Origin of the sequence: Sphingomonas sp. GM_Shp_1 (assembly GCF_026540895.1) — a bacterium.
GTDB lineage: Bacteria > Pseudomonadota > Alphaproteobacteria > Sphingomonadales > Sphingomonadaceae > Sphingomonas.
In genome coordinates this window covers 18657-37042 of sequence record NZ_JALNUR010000011.1, presented here as the reverse complement: position 1 = coordinate 37042, position 18386 = coordinate 18657, and the positions used below count along the sequence as shown (strand labels likewise).

The following is an 18386-nucleotide window of genomic DNA, read 5'->3' as shown; positions in this document are numbered from 1 at the left end:
TTGGCTCCGCCCGATCGGCGTGGGAATGCGCGGTCTTATGAGATGACTGCGGCCTGGTCTGGTCTTGCGGAGCGGCGACGCCGCCATGACCATGGTGCGCGGTTCCGACCGGAAGTGGTGCCCCTGGCCGGACTCGAACCAGCATGCCTTGCGGCGTTCGATTTTGAGTCGAATGCGTCTACCAATTTCGCCACAGGGGCAGCGAAGAGGCGCTGCTAGACGAGGGTGATGCGGGGTGCAAGCGATGATTGTCGTTGCCTAGGGACAATCATGCGTGGCGATGCAGACGAAATAGACCAGGGTCGTCATCAACACCAATGCCACAGCGACCAGATAGAGTGGCAGGATCAGCCAGTTGGTGCTCCTCCGCACGGTGAGCAACGCCAGCCCGACGAGCCCCGGCGTTACCGCAAGAGCGGCGAGGCCATAGATGAAGATCGGTCCCTGCGGCCCCCACGCCACCGGGTCCGACCACAGGATCGCCAACCATGTCAGCGGCGGCCCCAACAGGATCAGGGCCGCGATCCCCGTCGCGCGGGCCAGCGTCGACGCCATGTGCCGCTTTGCCATGGCCGAACGTCCCACGCCGCGACCGCGCGCGTCAATTGGTCGGAGGGCGCTGGCGATAGCTGAGCGCTTCGGCGACATGGATGCGCCCCACCCGCTCCGCGCCCGCGAGGTCGGCGATGGTCCGGGCGACCCGCAGCACGCGGGTATAGCCCCGCGCGGTCAGGCGCATCCGCTCCGCCGCCTCGGCCAGCAGCGTGCGCCCCGCTTCGTCCGGCATGGCCCAGCGTTCGAGAAGAGCACCGTCCGCCTCGGCATTGGTACGGACGGTGACAGGCGCGTCGCGATACCGCTCGGTCTGAAGCGCACGGGCCGCGGCCACGCGCCGCGCGACCATCTCCGACGATTCGGCGGCAGAGGGTTGGAAGAGATCGACCGCGCGCACCGGCTGGACCTCGACCGACAGATCGATTCGGTCGAGCAGCGGCCCCGAGATCTTCGCCTGATAATCGGCGGCACAGCGCGGGGCGCGTGCGCATGCCAGTGCGGCGTCACCCAGATGGCCGCAGCGGCACGGGTTCATCGCCGCGACCAGTTGCACCCGCGCCGGGAAGGTCACATGGGCGTTGGCGCGCGCGATGCTGACCGTGCCCGTCTCCAGCGGCTGGCGGAGCGAATCGAGCACGACACGTTGAAACTCGGGCAGTTCGTCGAGGAACAACACGCCCAGATGCGCCAGGCTCACCTCGCCCGGTCGCGCCTTCAGCCCGCCGCCGGTCAGTGCCGCCATGGAGGCGGAATGATGCGGCGCACGGAAGGGTCGCGTCCGGGTCAGCCGCCCGCCGGCCAGCGTGCCCGCCACCGACTGGACCATCGACACCTCCAGCGCTTCGGCGGCGTCGAGCGGCGGCAGGATACCGGGCAGACAGGCGGCCATCAGCGATTTGCCCGATCCGGGCGGTCCGCTCATCAGCAGGTTATGGCCACCCGCCGCCGCGATCTCCAGCGCGCGGCGGGCATTTTCCTGTCCCTTGACCTGCGACAGATCGGGCCCGGGTGCGGCATCCTCCACCGTGCCCCCCTCGGGCAGCGGCAAGACGCTATGGCCTTTCAGATGGTTGATGAGCGACAACAGGTCCGGCGCGGCGATCACCGAACCGCCGCCGGCCCAACTCGCCTCCGCCCCTTGCGCGGCGGGACAGATCAGCCCCTTGTTGACCGCCCCCGCATGGATCGCCGCGAGCAGCACGCCCGGTGACCGGCCGATCCGTCCGTCCAGCGCCAACTCCCCCACCACGACATGGTCGGCGAGCAGTTCGGCGTCGATCACCCCCATCGCCGCCAGCAAGGCGAGCGCGATGGGCAGATCGAAATGCGATCCTTCCTTGGGCAGGTCGGCGGGCGACAGGTTCACCGCGATCCGCTTGGGCGGCAGCGCCAGGCCCATGGCGGCGATCGCCGCGCGCACCCGTTCGCGACTCTCCCCCACCGCCTTGTCCGCCAGGCCGACCAGGTTGAAGGCGGGCAATCCCGCGATCAACTGCACCTGCACCTCGACGGCGCGCGCCTCCAGCCCAAGATAGGCCACCGTGGATACGATGGTCGCCATGTACCGCCCCCCCTTGCACGAGCACTCCCCTGCCCGCATAGCCTCCCTGCAAAGGATGACCGTCGCCCGCAAGAGGGAGACTGGCGTCGATGCGATGCCGACAGCGGATTGACTTGGAACCCGGCTTTGCGTAAGCGGCTTGCCACCAAGGCCGTCCTCGTGGCGGCCGTTTTTATTCAGACGTATCCAAGGAATGAACGATGAAGCGGACCTTTCAGCCGAGCAATCTGGTGCGCGCTCGCCGTCACGGCTTCCGTGCGCGGATGGCGACGCCCGGCGGCCGTGCGGTGATCCGGGCGCGTCGCGCGCGCGGTCGCAAGAAGCTGTCGGCGTAATCACGACGCTGACCCGCCGCCGCGATTTCCTCGCGGCCAATGGCGGGCGACGCGTGGCGATGCCCGGCTTCGTGCTGCAGGTGCGCCCGCGTGACGACGGTGAAGCCACGATTCGCGTCGGCTTCACCGTCACCAAGAAGATCGGAAACGCGGTCGTTCGCAACCGGATGAAACGCCGGTTGCGGGCGCTCGCGCGCGATCTTTTGCCGGTCAAGGGCATTGCCGGTGCGGACCATGTCCTGATCGGGCGGCAAGGCGGGATAGAGCGCGATTATGCCGCGCTCACCGCCGAACTGTCCAAGGCGCTGACCCGCGCCGCCTCCCCCGAAACCGCGAGCGACCAAAGGCCGCGCGAGCCGCGTGTCCATCATGGTCGCGGCAAGGGGCGTGGACCCCGCGGCGGCGTGCATCGCCAGCCCGCCACCCCCACTCAAGAGCCCGCGTGACCATGTTCGCGCGGGCCTTGATTCTCATCGCGCGGGGCTGGCAACTCGGCCCCTCGCTCATTTTACCGCCCAGTTGTCGCTATCAACCATCCTGTTCGGCCTATGCAATTGAGGCCATTGGCCGCTATGGCGCGGTCAAAGGGGGCTGGTTGGCGCTCAAGCGCATTGCGCGGTGCCATCCCTGGGGCGGGCACGGACCCGACCCGGTACCCTGACACAACTGGGGTTTCAACGTGAACGAAGACCGCAAGAATTTCGTCGTGTTCGCGGTGATCGCGGCGCTGATCCTGTTCGGATGGCCGCTCATCCAGAGCAAGTTCTTCCCGAGCAACCCGCCCGCGACCAAGATCGTGGACGGCAAACAGGTGCCGGTGGCCAACAGTTCGGCCAACCCGACCGCGACGACGCCGACCGCGATCCGCGATCGCCGCGTCGTGCTGGCCGAGAACCCGCGTGTCGCGATCGAAACGCCGCGCCTGAAGGGCTCGATCAGCCTGAAGGGCGCGCGGATCGATGACCTGGTTCTGCTCGACTATAAGGAAACGGTGGCGAAGGACTCGGCCCCGATCCGTCTGTTGTCGCCGGCCGGGACGCCGGGTGCCTATTTCGCCGGATTCGGCTGGCGCACGGACGGGCTGAACCCGCCCGCCGCCGATACCGTCTGGACCGCCAGCGCGCCCGTGCTGCGCCCCGGCCAGCCGGTCACGCTGACCGCCGCCAACGCGACGGGTCAGCAGTTCCGCATCACCCTGTCGGTCGACAAGGACTATATGTTCACCGTCCAGCAGACGGTGGCGAACGGCGGCACCGCGCCGGTGCCGGTCGCGGCCTATGGCTATGTCAATCGCGGCATCTCGGCCGATCCGGACAGCTGGACGATCCATGTCGGCCCGATGTCGGTCAACAACGGCTCGGCGCAATATGGCCCGAACTGGAAGGATCTGGACAAGGCCCCGACCCGCTTCACCACCACCGGCGGCTGGCTGGGCTTTACCGACAAATATTGGCTGGCGACGCTGATCCCCGACCAGGGCAAGGCGTTTGACGGCCAGTTCCGCGCCGGTGCGAACCAGACCTATCAGGCCGACTATACGCTCCAGCCGCAGACGCTGGCGCCGGGCCAGCAGATCACCCAGACGACCCGCTTCTTCGCGGGCGCCAAGGAAGTCGCGCTGCTCGACCGCTATACCGACAAGGAAGGCGCGACGAAGCTCGATTATGCGCTCGACTGGGGGTATCTGCGCGTCCTCGAAAAGCCGATCTTCTATTATCTCGACTGGCTGTTCCGCCTGGTCGACAATTTCGGCGTCGCGATCATCCTGCTGACCGTCACCATCCGCGCGCTGATGTTCCCGATCGCGCAGCGCCAGTTCGCCTCGATGGCGGCGATGCGCGCGGTGCAGCCCAAGATGAAGGCGCTCCAGGAACGCTACAAGGACGACAAGGTCCGGATGCAGCAGGAGGTCATGGCCCTCTACAAGCAGGAAAAGGTCAACCCGCTGGCGGGCTGTCTGCCGACCCTGATCCAGATCCCGATCTTCTATGCGCTCTACAAGGTGCTGATGCTGACGATCGAGATGCGGCACCAGGGCTTCGTGCTGTGGATCAAGGACCTGTCCGCGCCCGATCCGCTGACCCCGGTCAACCTGTTCGGTCTGCTGCCCTTCGTGCCGCCGCACTTCATCGCGATCGGCGTGGTGCCGATCCTGCTGGGCATCTCTATGTACTTCCAGTTCAAGATGAACCCGCAGCCGATGGACGATGCGCAGAAGCAGGTCTTCGCGATCCTGCCCTGGGTGCTGATGTTCGTCATGGCGCCGTTCGCGGTCGGGCTTCAGGTCTACTGGATCACGACCAACTGCATCTCGATCCTCCAGCAGCGCCTGCTCTACGCCCGCCATCCGGGCCTGAAGCAGCCGGTCGCCAAGTGAGCGAGCTTCCTCCCATCCCCGCCCCCGAAGAGCCTCAGGGCTTTTCGGAGGAGTTGGTCGAATCGGCGCGCAAGCTGTTCGCCGGGCCGGTCACCTTCCTGAAGTCCGCGCCCGCGCTGAAATTCCTGCCCGATCCGATCGTGCCGGAAGTCGCGGTCGCGGGGCGGTCGAACGTCGGCAAGTCGTCGCTGCTCAACGCCCTGACCAACCGCAACGGTTTGGCCCGGACCTCGAACACGCCGGGGCGGACCCAGGAGTTGAACTTCTTCGACGTCGGCACGCCCCCCGTGCTGCGGCTGGTCGACATGCCGGGCTATGGTTTCGCTAAGGCGCCCAAGGACATGGTCAAGCAGTGGCGTTTCCTAGTGAACGATTTCCTACGCGGACGGCAGGCGTTGAAGCGCGCGCTGGTGTTGATCGACTCGCGCCACGGCATCAAGGAAGTCGATCGCGATATCTTGGAGATGCTGGACCGTGCGGCGGTCAGCTATCGCATCGTCCTGACCAAGGCGGACAAGGTGAAGGCCAGCGAACTCGCCGCCGTGGTCGAGCGGACCGAGGCCGAAGCCCGCAAGCGCGCCGCCGCGCACCCGGACATTCTCGCCACCTCCAGCGAGGGCGGCATGGGCATCGCCGATCTGCGTGCGGCGGTATTGGAGGCGATCGGCTGACCGCCATCCGCTCCACCGGATCGTGAAGGCCCGTTCGGTTCCGCCGAGCGGGCCTTTTTTGTGCGGTTGCGGGCCGCGTCCGGGCCGGTTACGCCTTGTCTCCATGAAGCTGATCATCGGTAACAAAGCCTATTCCTCCTGGTCGCTGCGCGGCTGGCTCGCCTGTCGCCAGTCGGGCCTTCCCTTCGAGGAGGTGGTCGTCCCGCTCTATAACGCCGACTGGGACCGGCGGCGCGAGGGGGCGGAATTCGCCCCTTCCTCCGGCAAGGTGCCGATCCTGTGGGACGGCGAGGCGGTGGTGTGGGACAGCCTGGCGATCATCGATTATCTGGCCGACAAGGTCGGGCGCGACCGCTTCTGGCCCGAGGATGACGCCGCGCGCGCCATGGCCCGTTCGATGGCGGCGGAGATGCATTCCAGCTTCGTCGCGCTGCGTCGCAAGCACAGCATGAACATCCGACAGGTCTATCCGGCCCAGACGCCCGACGAGGATGTGATCGTCGATCTCCGACGGATCATGGAGCTATGGGCACAGGCGCGCGCGCGGTTCGGCGGCGATGGCGACTTCCTGTTCGGCGCGTTCGGTGCGGCGGACATGATGTTCGCGCCGGTGATCACGCGGATCGTCACCTATCAACTGCCCGTCGCACGCTTCGCCGTGCCCTATATGGACGCGGTGCTCCGCCATCCGTTCATGCAGGACTGGATAGCCGCCGCACAGGAAGAGGAATGGGTGATCGAGCGGTTCGAGCAGCCTGTGGCTTAGTGGATCGTCATTGCCTTCGTTCGCGCCGAGCGAAGGCGAAGTGTGAGGGGTGGTGGTTCGGGCTGGGCGTGGCCTTCGACTTCGCTCAGACTGAACGGGGTTTTGTATCCAGCCCATACCCCACCTCCGTTCAGCCTGAGCGAAGTTGAAGGCCACGCCGACCCAACCTCACCGAGCCGTAGGTTGCACCTCGTTCAACGGAGCCCGCTGCTCGCTCGCCGGTTCGGCCACGCGCGAGGCGAAGATATAGAGCAGGATCGCCGCGATCCCGACCGCGATGGCCAGCCAGAGAATCAATCGTCCGCCCGCCTTATGGCCCTTGTGATCCGGGTCGTTCATCGCGTCACTCCTGTTGTCGAGGGCTGAAACGATGCCTGACCGCTTTGGGGTCCGTGATCGCCCCTTAATCGCCCGATTGCCGTTCGCGTCGCCGCTGCCTATGCCCCCGGCATGACCGACGTGCTGCAACTCGCCCAGTCCCTGATCCGCGCCGACAGCGTCACGCCCGCGCAAGGAGCCGTGTTCGACGTGCTGGAGGCGGCGCTGGTGCCGCTGGGCTTCGCGGTCGATCGCTTCACGGTCGGCGAAGCGCCCGATGGCCCGGTGGAGAATCTGCTCGCCACCCGCGACGGCGCGGGGCCGCATCTGGCCTTTGCCGGGCATGTCGATGTCGTCCCCGCCGGGGAAGGCTGGCAGGGATCGCCCTTTTCCGGCGAGGTTCGCGAAGGCCTGCTCTTCGGGCGCGGCGCGGTGGACATGAAGGGCGCGGTCGCCGCCTTCGTCGCGGCGATCTCCCCCGCCCCCGGCATCCCCCTGTCGCTGATCATCACCGGCGACGAGGAGGGCCCGGCCGTTTACGGCACCCGCGCGCTGATCGACCGGATGGCGGCTCGCGGCATCGCGCCCGACCTCTGCCTGGTCGGCGAGCCCACCTCCGCCCAGCGACTGGGCGACATGATGAAGATCGGGCGGCGCGGATCGGTCAATATCTGGATCACCGTGCCGGGGCGGCAGGGGCATGTCGCCTATCCACACCTCGCCGACAATCCGATCACCCCGCTGGTCGCGATCCTGGCGGGGATAGAGGGGGTGACGCTCGACACCGGCAATGCCTGGTTCCAGCCGTCCAATATCGAGATCACGGACCTGCATGTCGGCAATCCGGCGCACAATGTCATTCCGGGATCGGCGCAGGCGCGGCTGTCGATCCGCTTCAACGACGAACAGAGCGGTCAGGCGCTGATCGAGCGGATCACCGCCATCGCACGCGCCCATGCCCCCGCCGCGCAGGTGACGGGCCGCATCTCGGGCGAGGCCTTCCTGACCCAACCGGGGCCCTTCTCCGCGATGATCGCCGACGCCATCCGGGCCGAGACCGGGATCGAACCCGAATTGTCGACCACCGGCGGCACATCGGACGCGCGCTTCCTGTCGAAGCTGTGCCCGACGGTCGAGTTCGGCCTGCTCAACGCCACGATGCACAAGGTGGACGAGGCGGTGGCGGTCGACGATCTGTACGCGCTGACCCGCATCTATGCGGGCGTCATCGCTCGCGCGGGCGCCTGAACACGATATAGAGCGCGCCCTGCCCACCATGGCGCGGATGGGCATTGCGGATCGCGGCGATCGAGTCGGCATGACGCGACGCGCCCAGCCAGTCGCTGATCGCCGCACGGATCGCGCCGCGCGCATGGGGCCGCTCGCTCTCGGGCCGTGGCGGCTTGCCGGTCACGAGCAGCAGAACGCGGTCGCCGCGCGAAATCGCCCGCCCCAGCCCCTGGTCGAGCATCGCATGGGCGGAGGCCAATGTGTGGCCATGCAGGTCGAGCGAACTGTCGGGCATTACGCTGCCCCGCGACAGCCGCTTGTCCCAGCCGCCGTCGAGCGTCTCGCCCGGCCCCTTTCTCGGCGCAGTCGGCGGCGGTGCGGGCTGGCGCAACGGCGGCACCCGGCCCTTGACCCGCACCTTCGGCGCGCCCGGCGTTTCCTGAAACACCGCCTCCATCGTCGCGGGCGGGGCTGCGGGGCGGGCAGGAACGACGGCGGCGCGCAAGGGGCGCACCGTCTCCATCACCCGCGCCCAGAGTTGCGCTTCGTCAGAATTGAGGGGGCGCACCGAGCGTCCCGTTCTGGCTGGGCAAGCCGGCGCGTGCCAGCGTGCCGACCGGCAGCAGCAGGAACGCCGTTCCCCGCGCCGACATGCCGCCCGCCACCGCCCGTGCCGTCTCGCCCGCACCCCAGAAGGTGTCGAAGCGGTTGGAACCCTTGATCGCGCCGCCCGTGTCCTGAACCACCCACAGGCCGGTCACGTCCTGCCGGTCCATCGACAGGAAGACGGGGGCGCCCAGCGGCACGAACTTGGGATCGGCCGCCGCGCTGACCTGCCCGGTCACGGCATAGCCCATCGCCCCCTGCGGCGCGCCGCTCAGTTCGCGGAAGAAGACGAAGCTCTTATTCTCGCGCATGATCGCGCGGCCTTCCTCGGGATGGTCGTGCAGCCATTGCACGATCCCCTGCATCGAGGTCTGGCCCGGCCCCAGCAGCCCGCGCGCCTTCATCAGCGCGCCGATGCCCGTATAGTCCCGGCCATTCTGGCTGTCATAACCGATCCGCATGATCCCGCCATCGGGCAGGCGCAGCCGCCCGGAGCCCTGGATCTGAAGGAAGAACACCTCGATCGGATCCGCGCCCCAGGCCAGGATCGGCGCGCGGGCTTCCAGCGAGCCCTGCTCGATCGCGGTGCGGTCGTCATAGGGGACGAGGTTCGTCCCCTGCACCTTGCCGCGAACCTTCTTGCCCTTCAGATCGGTTGAGAAGGCGCCGAGATCGACATCGATCAGGTCACGGGGCCGGGCATAGATGGGGACTTCGTAACCCGAACGGCGATCCCGCGATCCGGCGATTTCAGGCTCGTAATAGCCGGTGGCGAGCGAACGCCCGTCGCCGACCTGCACCGCCTCGAAATAGCGCGCGAAAAAGTCCCGCGCGCCGCCGCTCGGCACGTTGGCGGCGGCCTGGCAAGCGGGTTGCCAGTCGGCCCCTTGCGTCAACCCGCTGGTGTCGGTGCGCCGCATCAGGCCAGGGCAGGACAGCAGGAACGCCGCCCGCGCCGCTTCCGCCTGGGGTTCGGTCATCGGCAGGCTGGCGACCGCCGGTCCGGCGATCAGTCCCGCCTGCGCCGCATTGACCGCGCCCGGCACGGCGACCACCGGGGTCGCGGGCAGCGGTGTGGACGGCAGGATGCGTACCGGTCCCGAAGACACGCGGGACACGCTGGGGCCGTTCGGCTGCACCGCCGAGCCGCCGGTCTGGGGGCGAGGCGCCGGACGGGGGGATGGCTGGTGCGGCGCGCGCGACGGATAGTCGGCCGACGCGCCGGGCGGCACGATCCGCCCGGCACAGGCCGAAACACCGATCGAAAGCGCGACGACCGCCGCGACGCGAAACCCTTTCAAGGCCCCCTATCCCCCCGTAACCGCGTCAGGCTTCGTCGGTGTCGACAAGCTTCCAGTTCGGGTCGCCGCTCTTCAGCGTGCGGGCGAAGGTCCAGACGTCATGGGTCTCGACCGCATCGCTCAGCGATCCGGCGATGACATTGCCCTCGGCATCGCGGGTGATGGCGGCGATATCGGCGTCGAAACGGACGGTGATCCGCGCCTGACGCCCCTCGACCTGAGCATCGACGATCTTGGCGCTGTCGATACGGATCAGGCGGTTGTCGAGCGTCTGCCCGGCCTCGCGCCGCTGTTCGATGGCCTCGGAGAAGGCGGCCAACACATCCGCCTCGACCAGATCGGCCAGCGCGTCCTCATCGCCCTTCCAAAAGGCTTCCAGCGTCATGCGATAGGCCGCCTGCGCGCCGCCCAGAAACTGGGTCACGTCGAAGCCCGGCTCGCCCGAAATGACCGAGCGCAGGCCCTGTTCGGCGCGCGGGTCGATATTGCGGTTCATCACCGGCGTCGTTCCCTGCACCGGCTCGGCGGCGCGCGGCAGCGTCACCGGCAGCGGGCGGTCGTCGGCACTGCGCGCCAGCGGCTGCTGTTCATGACCCGTGCGCTTGCCCAGCACGCTGTACAACCTCAGCGCGAGGAAGAGCGCGACCATCGCGAGAAGAACGACGTAGAATAACAACACAAGCGCCTTTCACTATCACGACCGATATAGGCGCACGGGCCGACAATGAAAACCCGCGCTCCCGACGGAAGAGGGCAAGGTTGAATCCGTGCCTGCCCGCTGCTACGCGCAACGGCCATTGGGCCGAACGCGCGAACCCGCCCTTTCGGTTCCCTATCCCCCTTGACCTACACGCAAGAAGGTATCGACGATGGACGAACAGGGTTTGCCGCAGGGCTTCGAAGCGCCGACCGCGGACGGTGAGGATGCCGGCCCCGCCGCCGGTCTGATCTCGCAATATGTGAAGGATCTGTCGTTCGAGAACCCGAACGCCCCCGCCATCTATCAGGCGCAGGCCGCCCCCGGCATCGACGTGCAGTTCAACATCGCCGCCAGCCAGGTGGGTGAGGAAGTCCACGAACTGGTCCTGAAGATCGAGGTTCGCGCCGAGTCCGAAGGCAAGACCGCCTTCATCGTCGACCTGAGCTATGCTGGCCTGTTCGGTTTCCGCAACGTGCCCGCCGACCAGATCCAGCCCTTCATGCTCGGCGAAGCGCCGCGCCTGCTCTTCCCATTCGCCCGCCGCGTGCTGGCCGATGCGGTGCGTGACGGCGGCTTCCCGCCCCTGATGCTCGAGCCGATCGACTTCGCGCAGCTTTACCTCCAGCAGGCCGAGGCGCAGGCGGGCGGCGCGCAGCCCAACACCCCGGAAACCGGCCACGCCTGATCCGGACTGAGCGATGAACCTGACCAAGGCGCTGGGCTCCGTCGGCGGGCTGACTCTGGCCAGCCGGGTGCTTGGTCTGGTTCGCGACTCGCTGTTCTTCCGCTTCGTGGGCGCGAACTTCGCCTCCGACGCGTTCCAGATCGCGTTTCGCCTGCCCAACATGTTCCGCGCGCTGTTCGCGGAAGGAGCCTTCTCCGCCGCCTTCATCCCGATGTTCAACCGCAAGGTGGCAGAAGGTGACAAGACGGAGGAAGGCTCCGGGCTGGCGCAAGGGCTGGCCTTTGCCGAACATGCGCTGTCGGTGCTGCTGCCGATCCTGATCGTGATGACCGCGATCGTCGAGGTCGCGGCCTGGCCGGTCACCTGGGTCCAGACCTTCGGCTATGGCAAGGGGAGCGCGGCTGAGTTCGACTATATCGTCCTGCTCAACCGGCTGACCTTCCCCTATCTGCTGTTCATCAGCCTGGTGTCGCTGCTGGGCGGCATCCTCAATTCGCTGCACCGTTTCTGGGTCAACGCGGCCGCGCCGATCCTGCTCAACCTGACGCTGATCGTAGCGCTCCTGTTCTTCCACACGCACGACCCGATGGCGACAGCGCGCAACCAGGCGATCGCGGTGTCGGTGGCGGGGCTGCTCCAATTCGTCTGGCTGTGGTGGGCCTGCCGCCGCGCGGGTGTTCGGTTGAAGCTCCGCTGGCCGGTCATCAACGACGATGTGAAGCGGCTGATGAAGCTGATCCTGCCCGCCGCCGCGGGCGCGGGCGCGGTGCAGATCAACCTCGTCATCTCGACCGCGCTGGCGGCGCGTTTCCTGCCCGCCGGATCGGTCTCCTACATCTATGCTGCCGACCGGCTGAACCAGTTGCCGCTGGGGCTGATCGGCATCGGCCTGGGCACCGTCCTCCTGCCCACCGTCTCCCGCCTGCTGGGGGCGGGGCGCGAGGTGGAGGCGATGGAGACGCAGAACCGGGGCATGGAGCTGGCGCTGCTCCTCACCCTGCCCGCGACGGTCGCACTGATCGTCTGCGGCCAACCGATCGTCGCGGCGCTGTTCGAGCATGGCAAGTTCACCGCGACCAACAGCTATTATACCGCGCAGGCGCTCGCCGCCTTTTCGATCGGGCTGCCCAGCTATATCCTCGTAAAGGTGCTGACGCCTGGCTATTATGCGCGGGCCGATACGCGGACGCCGGTGCGCTATGCGACCTGGTCGATGCTGGTCAATCTGGTGCTGAACCTGATCTTCATCTGGTGGCTGGGGCATATGGGGCCGCCGCTCGCCACCGCGATCGCCTCGACGGTCAATGTCGTGCTGCTCTATCGCACCCTGGCGCGGCGCGGGCATTTCGTGGCGGACGCCCAGCTACGGCGGCGAAGCTGGCGGATGCTGCTCGCCGCCATCCTGATGGGCGGGGCGATGGCGCTGCTCAATGCGCGGTTCCAGCCCTATGTCACCGGCACCAATATCGAGCGCTGGGGCGCGCTCCTCCTACTGGTCGCGACGGGGATGCTGGTCTATGCGGTCGCCACCTTCGCGACGGGCGCCTTCCGTCTCGGAGACATCAAGCGGCTCGTTCGCCGCAACAGTTGAGGACCATCATGCGCGTCGTTTCCGGCATCAAGCCCACGGGCAATCTCCACCTCGGCAATTATCTGGGCGCCGTGAAGCAGTGGGTGGCGATGCAGGACGACATCCAGGCGAAGGGCGGCGAGACGATGTACTTCATCGCCGACCTGCACGGCCTGACCGAATGGATCGCGCCCGCCGACATGGCCGCGAACACGATCGAGATGACCGCGACGCTGATCGCGGCCGGGATCGACCCCGAACGCTCGATCCTGTTCAACCAGACCCGCGTGCCGCAGCATAGCGAGCTCGGCTGGCTGCTGAACAATGTCGCGCGGGTCGGCTGGTTGAACCGCATGACCCAGTTCAAGGACAAGGCGGGCAAGAACCGCGAGGGCGCGAGCGTCGGGCTGTACGACTATCCGGTGCTGATGGCCGCCGACGTGCTGCTCTACAACGCCACCCATGTCCCCGTGGGCGAGGACCAGAAGCAGCATCTGGAACTGGCCCGCGACATCGCGACCAAGTTCAACAATGATTATGAGCGCGAGGTCTTCACCCTGCCCGCGCCGCTGATCAGCGCGGCCGCCCCGCGCATCATGTCCTTGCGCGACGGATCGGCCAAGATGTCCAAGTCCAACCCGTCGGAGATGTCGCTGGTCAAGCTGATCGACAGCGACGACATGATCGCCGAGAAGTTCCGCAAGGCCAAGACCGACCCGGACGTGCTTCCCGAGACGATGGAAGGGCTGGAGGGCCGGGCCGAGGCGCGCAACTTGATCACCATCTACGCCGCCATGGCCGACCGCGAACCGGCCGACGTGCTGACGCAGTTCGCAGGCCAGGGCTTCGGCGCGTTCAAGCCCGAGCTGGCCGATCTGGCGGTGGCGACCTTGAGCCCGATCCGCGAGCGGCTGACCCGGTTGCTCGACGATCGCGGCGAGGTGGGGCGCATCCTGGAACGCGGCGCGGAGAAGGCTCGCGATCTGGCCGCGCCGATGCTGCTCGACGTGCAGCGGACCATGGGTCTGCAAATCTGATGCCCCCCGGCCCCGTCGCCAAGGTCCCCACCCGGATCATGGTGATGGGGCCGCCTGGCAGCGGCAAGTCGACCCTCGCACGGCGGATCGGCGAACGACTCGGCCTGCCCGTCCATCATGCCGATGCGCTGTTTCATGCCCCCGGCTGGGTCGCCCGGCCGCGTGACGATTTCATCGCCGACATGGCCGCCCTCGCCTCCCGCCCGGAATGGGTGATCGACGGCAATTATTCCAGCGCCCATTACGGACCCGCGATCGCCGAGCGGCTCGCGCGGGCGGAGCGGGTCATCCTGCTCGACCTGCCCCGGCGGGTGACGATTCCGCGCATCCTGCGGCGGGTGGCGCGCTATCATGGGCAGCAGCGCCCCGACAGCGCGGCGGGATGCCCGGAACGGCTCAATTTGGCGTTCCTGGCCTATTGCTGGCGCTGGCGGCGTGCGGTGCGACCGGGGATACTGCGGGCCCTGGAGCCTGTGGACGAGCGCGTGATCCGGTATCGGCGGTCCCCGGAGATGGAACAGGTGCTGAGGGATATGGATTCCCTTGGCCTTCGACTTCGCTCAGGCTGAACGGCTGGGGGGAATGGGGGGTCATAGCCCAAACCCCGTTCAGCCTGAGCGAAGTCGAAGCCCACGCCCCAACCCGCCCCAAAGGGCTTCAGCCCTCCAATTCCTTCATCAACACCCGCACCGCATTGTCGATATCGCGGTCGGTATCGCGCAGTTCCTCAATCTTGCGCACCGCATAGATCACGGTCGAATGGTCGCGCCCACCGAACTTGCGCCCAATCTCGGGCAGCGAGCGGGTGGTCAGGCGCTTGGCCAGATACATGGCGATCTGGCGCGGGCGGGCGATGGCGCGTGCGCGGCGGGCCGAGACCAGATCGAGCGGCTTGAGCTCGAAATGGCGGCTCACCAGCTTCTGGATTTCGTCGATGGTGATCCGCCGCTGCGCCCCGCGAAGCACCTCGCCCAGCGTCGCCACGGCGAATTCCAGATCGATCTTGTCGCCGGTCAGCTGCGCATAGGCGACGACCCGGTTCAGCGCGCCTTCCAGCTCACGGATATTGCCGCGAATACGCGAGGCGAGCAGGTCGAGCACGTCCGTCGGCACTTCGATCTCGGGCAGGTCGGCGACCTTGCGGTTCAGGATCGTGCGACGCAGCGTCAGGTCGGGCGCCTTGATGTCGGCGACGAGTCCCGCACCTAGCCGACCGATGATTCGCGGTTCCACCCCATCGAGCGCCTGGGGCGAGCGATCGGCGGAGATGACCAGCCGCTTGCCCGCACCGACCAGCTCGTTGACCGTGTGGAAGAATTCTTCCTGCGTCGAATCCTTGCCCGCGATGAACTGAAGATCGTCGATCAGCAACAGATCGGCGGAACGCAGCCGCGACTTGAAGCTGAAGGTATCGCGCGCCCGCATCGCCGCGACGAAGTCGAACATGAACCGCTCGGCCGACATGCACAGCACGACCGCATCGGGGTGCGACTCGAGAAAGGCATGGGCGATGGCGTGCATCAGATGGGTCTTGCCCTGCCCGGTGCCGCCATGAAGGAAGAGCGGGCTGAAGCGCGGCGGGCCCGGCTCGGCCAGCGACAGCGCGGCGTTGAACGCGACTCGATTCGACGAATCGACCACGAACCGATCGAAGGTCAGACGCGGATCGAGCGGCGGGCGGTCGCTGGGAACGCGCAGCGCCGGGGCGGGTGCCGCCGCGACCGGGCTGGCGGCCTTGGCCACGCTGCGGGGAGCCGGACGCGCCGCCGGGGCGTCGACCGCGACGGGGGCGGGCCGCTTGCGCGCCGCCGGCTCGCCGAACAACGAAGGCTGCTCGTCATCTTCGCGTGCCTGCGGCTGGGGCTCTTCGTTGCGCACTACGACTCGGAGCGGGGCGGCCTCCAGCGTCTCGGTGGTCAGGCGAGCGACCTTGCTGGGCGCACGGGTCTCGATGACCACGGCGCGCACCTCGGGCAGAACCGCCTTGAATTCCAGATGCAAGCGGTCCGCATAATGGCTGCGCACCCAATTGGTCGCGAAGGCCGAGGGGAGCGCCAGACGGACCGTGTCGGGCTCGTCACCCTCGATCAACTCCATCGGCTTCAGCCACTGGTCGAACAGGCGGGCACCGGCCGATTCGCGCAGGTTCGCGCGGACGCGCGCCCAGGCACGAGCCTGGTCCGTCGTCGGTCGCGTGGCCTGCCAATTCGTCACCCGTGTACTCCACATATACCGACCGCACTGGCGCGGACGATGACCGTTTCGATCGGCGACACAAACCCGATGGGCGAATCAAACGGATTCGGCCCGGTTATGCCACTTTGCTATTTCCATGACGCGGGCACGAAGCACCGCTGCTGGGATACCGATTATGAGCGAAGGCGGGGTCCGATCAAGACCATGTCCGGCCATAAATCTGAAATAAACCGGATTGACAGGCGAAAGCCCGCAGAATCCCGTCCAATTATCTCATAACACGTTGATATTGCACGAGATTAACCGGTGAATTCGAATCGTTGAAAAAGACCGAATCACTCGAATCGCGGATAAAGCTGGGGTTGCGCGAAACGGCGGATGGTTCCGCCGGATCGAGTCCGAAAAAGCCGTTAACGCCTGTCTTGCGCGCACGAAAAAACCCGCCGGGGGACCGCCCCCGGCGGGTTTCATTCGTCGCGGAACCGAGAGGCTTTTAGGCCAGCGCGGCGATGCGCTTGGTCAGGCGCGAGAACTTGCGCGCGACCGTGTTCTTGTGCAGCACGCCCTTGGCGACGCCGCGCGCCATTTCCGGCTGCGCCGCGGCCAGAGCGACCGTCGCGGTTTCCTTGTCGCCAGCGGCCAGCGCGGCCTCGACCTTCTTCACGAAGGTACGGATGCGGCTGACGCGGTTGCCGTTGATGACGGCGCGACGCTCGTTGCGACGGATACGCTTTTTGGCCTGCGGCGTGTTCGCCATGAAAACCTCTAAATCTCGATCAAAAGGGATAGCGGCGCGACGCACCAGCTTTGAAGCCGGGGCCCTTACCTGTTGGTGGGCCGTCCGTCAACTCCGCTGGCAGGTCGAACACCAGAAAGTGGAGCGCCCCGAATCGGTTCGGCGCCGGACGATCGTGCCGCATTCGCATGCCTCGCCCTCCCGACCATAGACCCGCCATTCCTTGGAGAAATAGCCCAGTTCGCCATCGGGCCGCACATAATCGCGCAGGGACGATCCTCCCGCCAGGATCGCGGCCTCCAACACGGCGCGAATCGACTCGACCAGCCGGACGAGTCGCGCCCGCGAAATCTGGCCGCCCGCGCGCCCCGGCGTGATCTTCGCCAGGTGCAGCGCCTCGCAGACATAGATATTGCCCAGCCCCGCGACGATCCGCTGGTCGAGCAGCATCGCCTTGATCGGCGCGGCCCGCCCCTCCAGCGCCGCCGCCAGATAGTCGGCGGTGAAGTCGGGACCCAAGGGCTCGGGCCCCATCGCCAGGAAGGGCGGATAGCTCGCCAGCTCGGCCGTCGACCAGAGATCGACGAAGCCGAATCGCCGGGGATCGTTCAGCGCCAGCCGCCGCCCCGTGCCCGTCTCCAGCAGCAGATGGTCATGCGCCAGCGGCTCGCCCGGATCGATCCGCCAGCGCCCCGACATGCCGAGGTGGAAGATCATCGTGTCGCCGCGATCGGTGTCGATCAGGCCATATTTGGCGCGCCGCCCCAGCGAGGTGACGGTCGCCCCGGTCATCCGCTGGCGCAGATCGGCGGGAAAGGGCCGGCGCAGGTCGGCACGGCGCGGCTCGACCAGCGTTAGCCGCTCGCCCGCCAGCACCGGGGACAGGCCACGGACCGTCGTTTCGACCTCGGGAAGTTCGGGCATCGTCTCTCTGACTGGTTTCCTTGCGCCAACAGCTAGGTAGCGTTTGCCCCGCCAGCAAGGCCGGGCTAGGGCAAAGCGATGAGCGATACCGTGTCCTTCGGCTATGAAGATGTGCCCCGCGACGAAAAGGCCGCCCGTGTCGGCGGTGTCTTCACCAATGTCGCCTCCAAATACGACTTGATGAACGACGCCATGTCGGGCGGCATGCACCGGCTGTGGAAGGACCGCTTCGTGCGCCGGGTGAAGCCGCGCGCCTCGGACCAGATTCTCGACATGGCGGGCGGCACCGGCGACATCGCCTTCCGCCTGACCGAATCGGGGGCCAGCATCACGGTCGCCGACATCAACCCGGCGATGCTGGAAGTCGGCATGAAGCGTGCCCAGGAACGCGGCATCGACGGCCTGGTCTGGACCGAGGCGAATGCCGAGGTCCTGACCTTCCCGGACAAGTTCTTCGACGCGTACACGATCGCCTTCGGCATCCGGAACGTCACCGACATCCCGGCGGCGCTTCGCGAGGCGCACCGCGTGCTGCGCCGTGGCGGCCGGTTCTTCTGCCTGGAATTCTCGACCACCGTCTGGCCGGGCTTTTCCGAGGTGTACGACGCCTATTCGCACAAGCTGGTGCCCAAGCTGGGCCAGATGCTGGCGGGCGATGCGGACAGCTATCGCTATCTGATCGAGTCGATCCGCCGCTTCCCGGACATGCCGACCTTCGAGCGGATGATCCGTGAGGCCGGTTTCGTCGAGACCAAGGTCGAGCCGATCATGGGCGGCCTGGTCGCGATCCATTCGGGCTGGAAGATTTGATGCAGGGA

General features: G+C 67.1%; 21 protein-coding genes and 1 tRNA gene. 12 read left to right on the top strand and 10 right to left on the bottom strand.

Features of this window, described 5'->3' with window-relative positions:
• Positions 1 to 115: 115 nt before the first annotated feature.
• The 3 genes from OXQ33_RS07955 to OXQ33_RS07945 all read right to left on the bottom strand — a co-directional run bounded on the left by OXQ33_RS07955 (position 116) and on the right by OXQ33_RS07945 (position 2116).
• Positions 116 to 200: transfer RNA gene (locus OXQ33_RS07955), tRNA-Leu, on the bottom strand.
• 58 nt (positions 201 to 258) lie between these two features.
• Positions 259 to 570: a hypothetical protein gene (locus OXQ33_RS07950; protein WP_267434146.1), complete on the bottom strand. Its 312-nt coding sequence runs from the start codon at positions 568 to 570 to the stop codon at positions 259 to 261.
• A 31-nt stretch (positions 571 to 601) separates the two neighbouring features.
• A complete protein-coding gene (locus OXQ33_RS07945) occupies positions 602 to 2116 on the bottom strand; it encodes a YifB family Mg chelatase-like AAA ATPase (RefSeq protein WP_267434145.1) in 1515 nt (504 codons plus the stop codon).
• A 200-nt stretch (positions 2117 to 2316) separates the two neighbouring features.
• On the opposite strand from OXQ33_RS07945, the gene rpmH reads away from it, so the two are divergent.
• The 6 genes from rpmH to OXQ33_RS07915 all read left to right on the top strand — a co-directional run bounded on the left by rpmH (position 2317) and on the right by OXQ33_RS07915 (position 6265).
• Positions 2317 to 2451 (top strand): 50S ribosomal protein L34, encoded by a 135-nt coding sequence (gene rpmH, locus OXQ33_RS07940; protein WP_007404632.1) that lies wholly within the window; start codon positions 2317 to 2319, stop codon positions 2449 to 2451.
• Entirely contained in the window at positions 2451 to 2897 is a 447-nt protein-coding gene (gene rnpA / locus OXQ33_RS07935; protein WP_346015348.1) for a ribonuclease P protein component, read from the top strand. Before rpmH ends, rnpA begins: the two co-directional genes overlap by 1 nt.
• Positions 2898 to 2899: 2 nt before the next feature.
• Positions 2900 to 3112, top strand: a complete 213-nt coding sequence (yidD, locus tag OXQ33_RS07930) for a membrane protein insertion efficiency factor YidD (protein ID WP_267434169.1) — start codon at positions 2900 to 2902, stop codon at positions 3110 to 3112.
• Between the two features lie 18 nt (positions 3113 to 3130).
• Positions 3131 to 4828: a membrane protein insertase YidC gene (yidC, locus tag OXQ33_RS07925; RefSeq protein WP_267434144.1), complete on the top strand. Its 1698-nt coding sequence runs from the start codon at positions 3131 to 3133 to the stop codon at positions 4826 to 4828.
• A complete protein-coding gene (gene yihA, locus OXQ33_RS07920; protein WP_267434143.1) occupies positions 4825 to 5499 on the top strand; it encodes a ribosome biogenesis GTP-binding protein YihA/YsxC in 675 nt (224 codons plus the stop codon). The genes yidC and yihA overlap by 4 nt, the downstream gene beginning before the upstream one ends.
• A 103-nt stretch (positions 5500 to 5602) precedes the next feature.
• Positions 5603 to 6265 (top strand): glutathione S-transferase family protein, encoded by a 663-nt coding sequence (locus OXQ33_RS07915; protein ID WP_267434142.1) that lies wholly within the window; start codon positions 5603 to 5605, stop codon positions 6263 to 6265.
• Positions 6266 to 6433: 168 nt separating this feature from the next.
• Here the strand turns inward: OXQ33_RS07915 and OXQ33_RS07910 are convergent, their stop codons facing one another.
• Positions 6434 to 6604 (bottom strand): hypothetical protein, encoded by a 171-nt coding sequence (locus OXQ33_RS07910; RefSeq protein ID WP_267434141.1) that lies wholly within the window; start codon positions 6602 to 6604, stop codon positions 6434 to 6436.
• Positions 6605 to 6715: 111 nt separating this feature from the next.
• Between OXQ33_RS07910 and dapE the strand changes: the two genes are divergently transcribed.
• Positions 6716 to 7831 carry a succinyl-diaminopimelate desuccinylase gene (gene dapE / locus OXQ33_RS07905; protein ID WP_267434140.1) on the top strand — a complete coding sequence of 372 codons (1116 nt, stop codon included), beginning with the start codon at positions 6716 to 6718 and terminating at the stop codon, positions 7829 to 7831.
• On the opposite strand, the gene OXQ33_RS07900 is transcribed toward dapE, so the two are convergent.
• From OXQ33_RS07900 to OXQ33_RS07890, 3 genes are read right to left on the bottom strand one after another with little or no spacing between them, the layout of a single operon-like run.
• Positions 7809 to 8336: a Smr/MutS family protein gene (locus OXQ33_RS07900; protein WP_267434168.1), complete on the bottom strand. Its 528-nt coding sequence runs from the start codon at positions 8334 to 8336 to the stop codon at positions 7809 to 7811. The genes dapE and OXQ33_RS07900 overlap by 23 nt on opposite strands.
• A gap of 25 nt (positions 8337 to 8361) precedes the next feature.
• Positions 8362 to 9720, bottom strand: coding sequence for an MltA domain-containing protein (locus tag OXQ33_RS07895; RefSeq protein WP_267434139.1), 1359 nt, complete (start codon positions 9718 to 9720; stop codon positions 8362 to 8364).
• Positions 9721 to 9745: 25 nt separating this feature from the next.
• On the bottom strand, positions 9746 to 10396 hold the full coding sequence (locus OXQ33_RS07890) for a Tim44/TimA family putative adaptor protein (RefSeq protein ID WP_267434167.1): 651 nt from the start codon (positions 10394 to 10396) through the stop codon (positions 9746 to 9748).
• A 193-nt stretch (positions 10397 to 10589) separates the two neighbouring features.
• Here OXQ33_RS07890 and secB point away from each other — a divergent pair, with 193 nt between their 5' ends.
• From secB to OXQ33_RS07870, 4 genes are read left to right on the top strand one after another with little or no spacing between them, the layout of a single operon-like run.
• A complete protein-coding gene (secB, locus tag OXQ33_RS07885) occupies positions 10590 to 11105 on the top strand; it encodes a protein-export chaperone SecB (protein ID WP_267434138.1) in 516 nt (171 codons plus the stop codon).
• A 13-nt stretch (positions 11106 to 11118) separates the two neighbouring features.
• Positions 11119 to 12696 carry a murein biosynthesis integral membrane protein MurJ gene (gene murJ, locus OXQ33_RS07880; RefSeq protein WP_267434137.1) on the top strand — a complete coding sequence of 526 codons (1578 nt, stop codon included), beginning with the start codon at positions 11119 to 11121 and terminating at the stop codon, positions 12694 to 12696.
• A gap of 8 nt (positions 12697 to 12704) precedes the next feature.
• On the top strand, positions 12705 to 13712 hold the full coding sequence (trpS, locus tag OXQ33_RS07875) for a tryptophan--tRNA ligase (RefSeq protein WP_267434136.1): 1008 nt from the start codon (positions 12705 to 12707) through the stop codon (positions 13710 to 13712).
• Positions 13712 to 14281 (top strand): topology modulation protein, encoded by a 570-nt coding sequence (locus OXQ33_RS07870; RefSeq protein WP_267434135.1) that lies wholly within the window; start codon positions 13712 to 13714, stop codon positions 14279 to 14281. The genes trpS and OXQ33_RS07870 overlap by 1 nt, the downstream gene beginning before the upstream one ends.
• 88 nt (positions 14282 to 14369) lie before the next feature.
• Here the strand turns inward: OXQ33_RS07870 and dnaA are convergent, their stop codons facing one another.
• The 3 genes from dnaA to mutM form a co-directional block, all read right to left on the bottom strand.
• Positions 14370 to 15941 carry a chromosomal replication initiator protein DnaA gene (gene dnaA, locus OXQ33_RS07865; RefSeq protein ID WP_267434134.1) on the bottom strand — a complete coding sequence of 524 codons (1572 nt, stop codon included), beginning with the start codon at positions 15939 to 15941 and terminating at the stop codon, positions 14370 to 14372.
• A gap of 460 nt (positions 15942 to 16401) precedes the next feature.
• Positions 16402 to 16665, bottom strand: coding sequence for a 30S ribosomal protein S20 (gene rpsT, locus OXQ33_RS07860; protein ID WP_007404699.1), 264 nt, complete (start codon positions 16663 to 16665; stop codon positions 16402 to 16404).
• Positions 16666 to 16752: 87 nt separating this feature from the next.
• Positions 16753 to 17568, bottom strand: a complete 816-nt coding sequence (gene mutM / locus OXQ33_RS07855; RefSeq protein WP_267434133.1) for a bifunctional DNA-formamidopyrimidine glycosylase/DNA-(apurinic or apyrimidinic site) lyase — start codon at positions 17566 to 17568, stop codon at positions 16753 to 16755.
• A gap of 78 nt (positions 17569 to 17646) precedes the next feature.
• On the opposite strand from mutM, the gene OXQ33_RS07850 reads away from it, so the two are divergent.
• The gene (locus tag OXQ33_RS07850; RefSeq protein WP_267434132.1) at positions 17647 to 18378 is read left to right on the top strand and encodes a class I SAM-dependent methyltransferase; all 732 of its coding nucleotides are present in this window, start codon (positions 17647 to 17649) and stop codon (positions 18376 to 18378) included.
• The last annotated feature ends 8 nt before the right edge of the window (positions 18379 to 18386 follow it).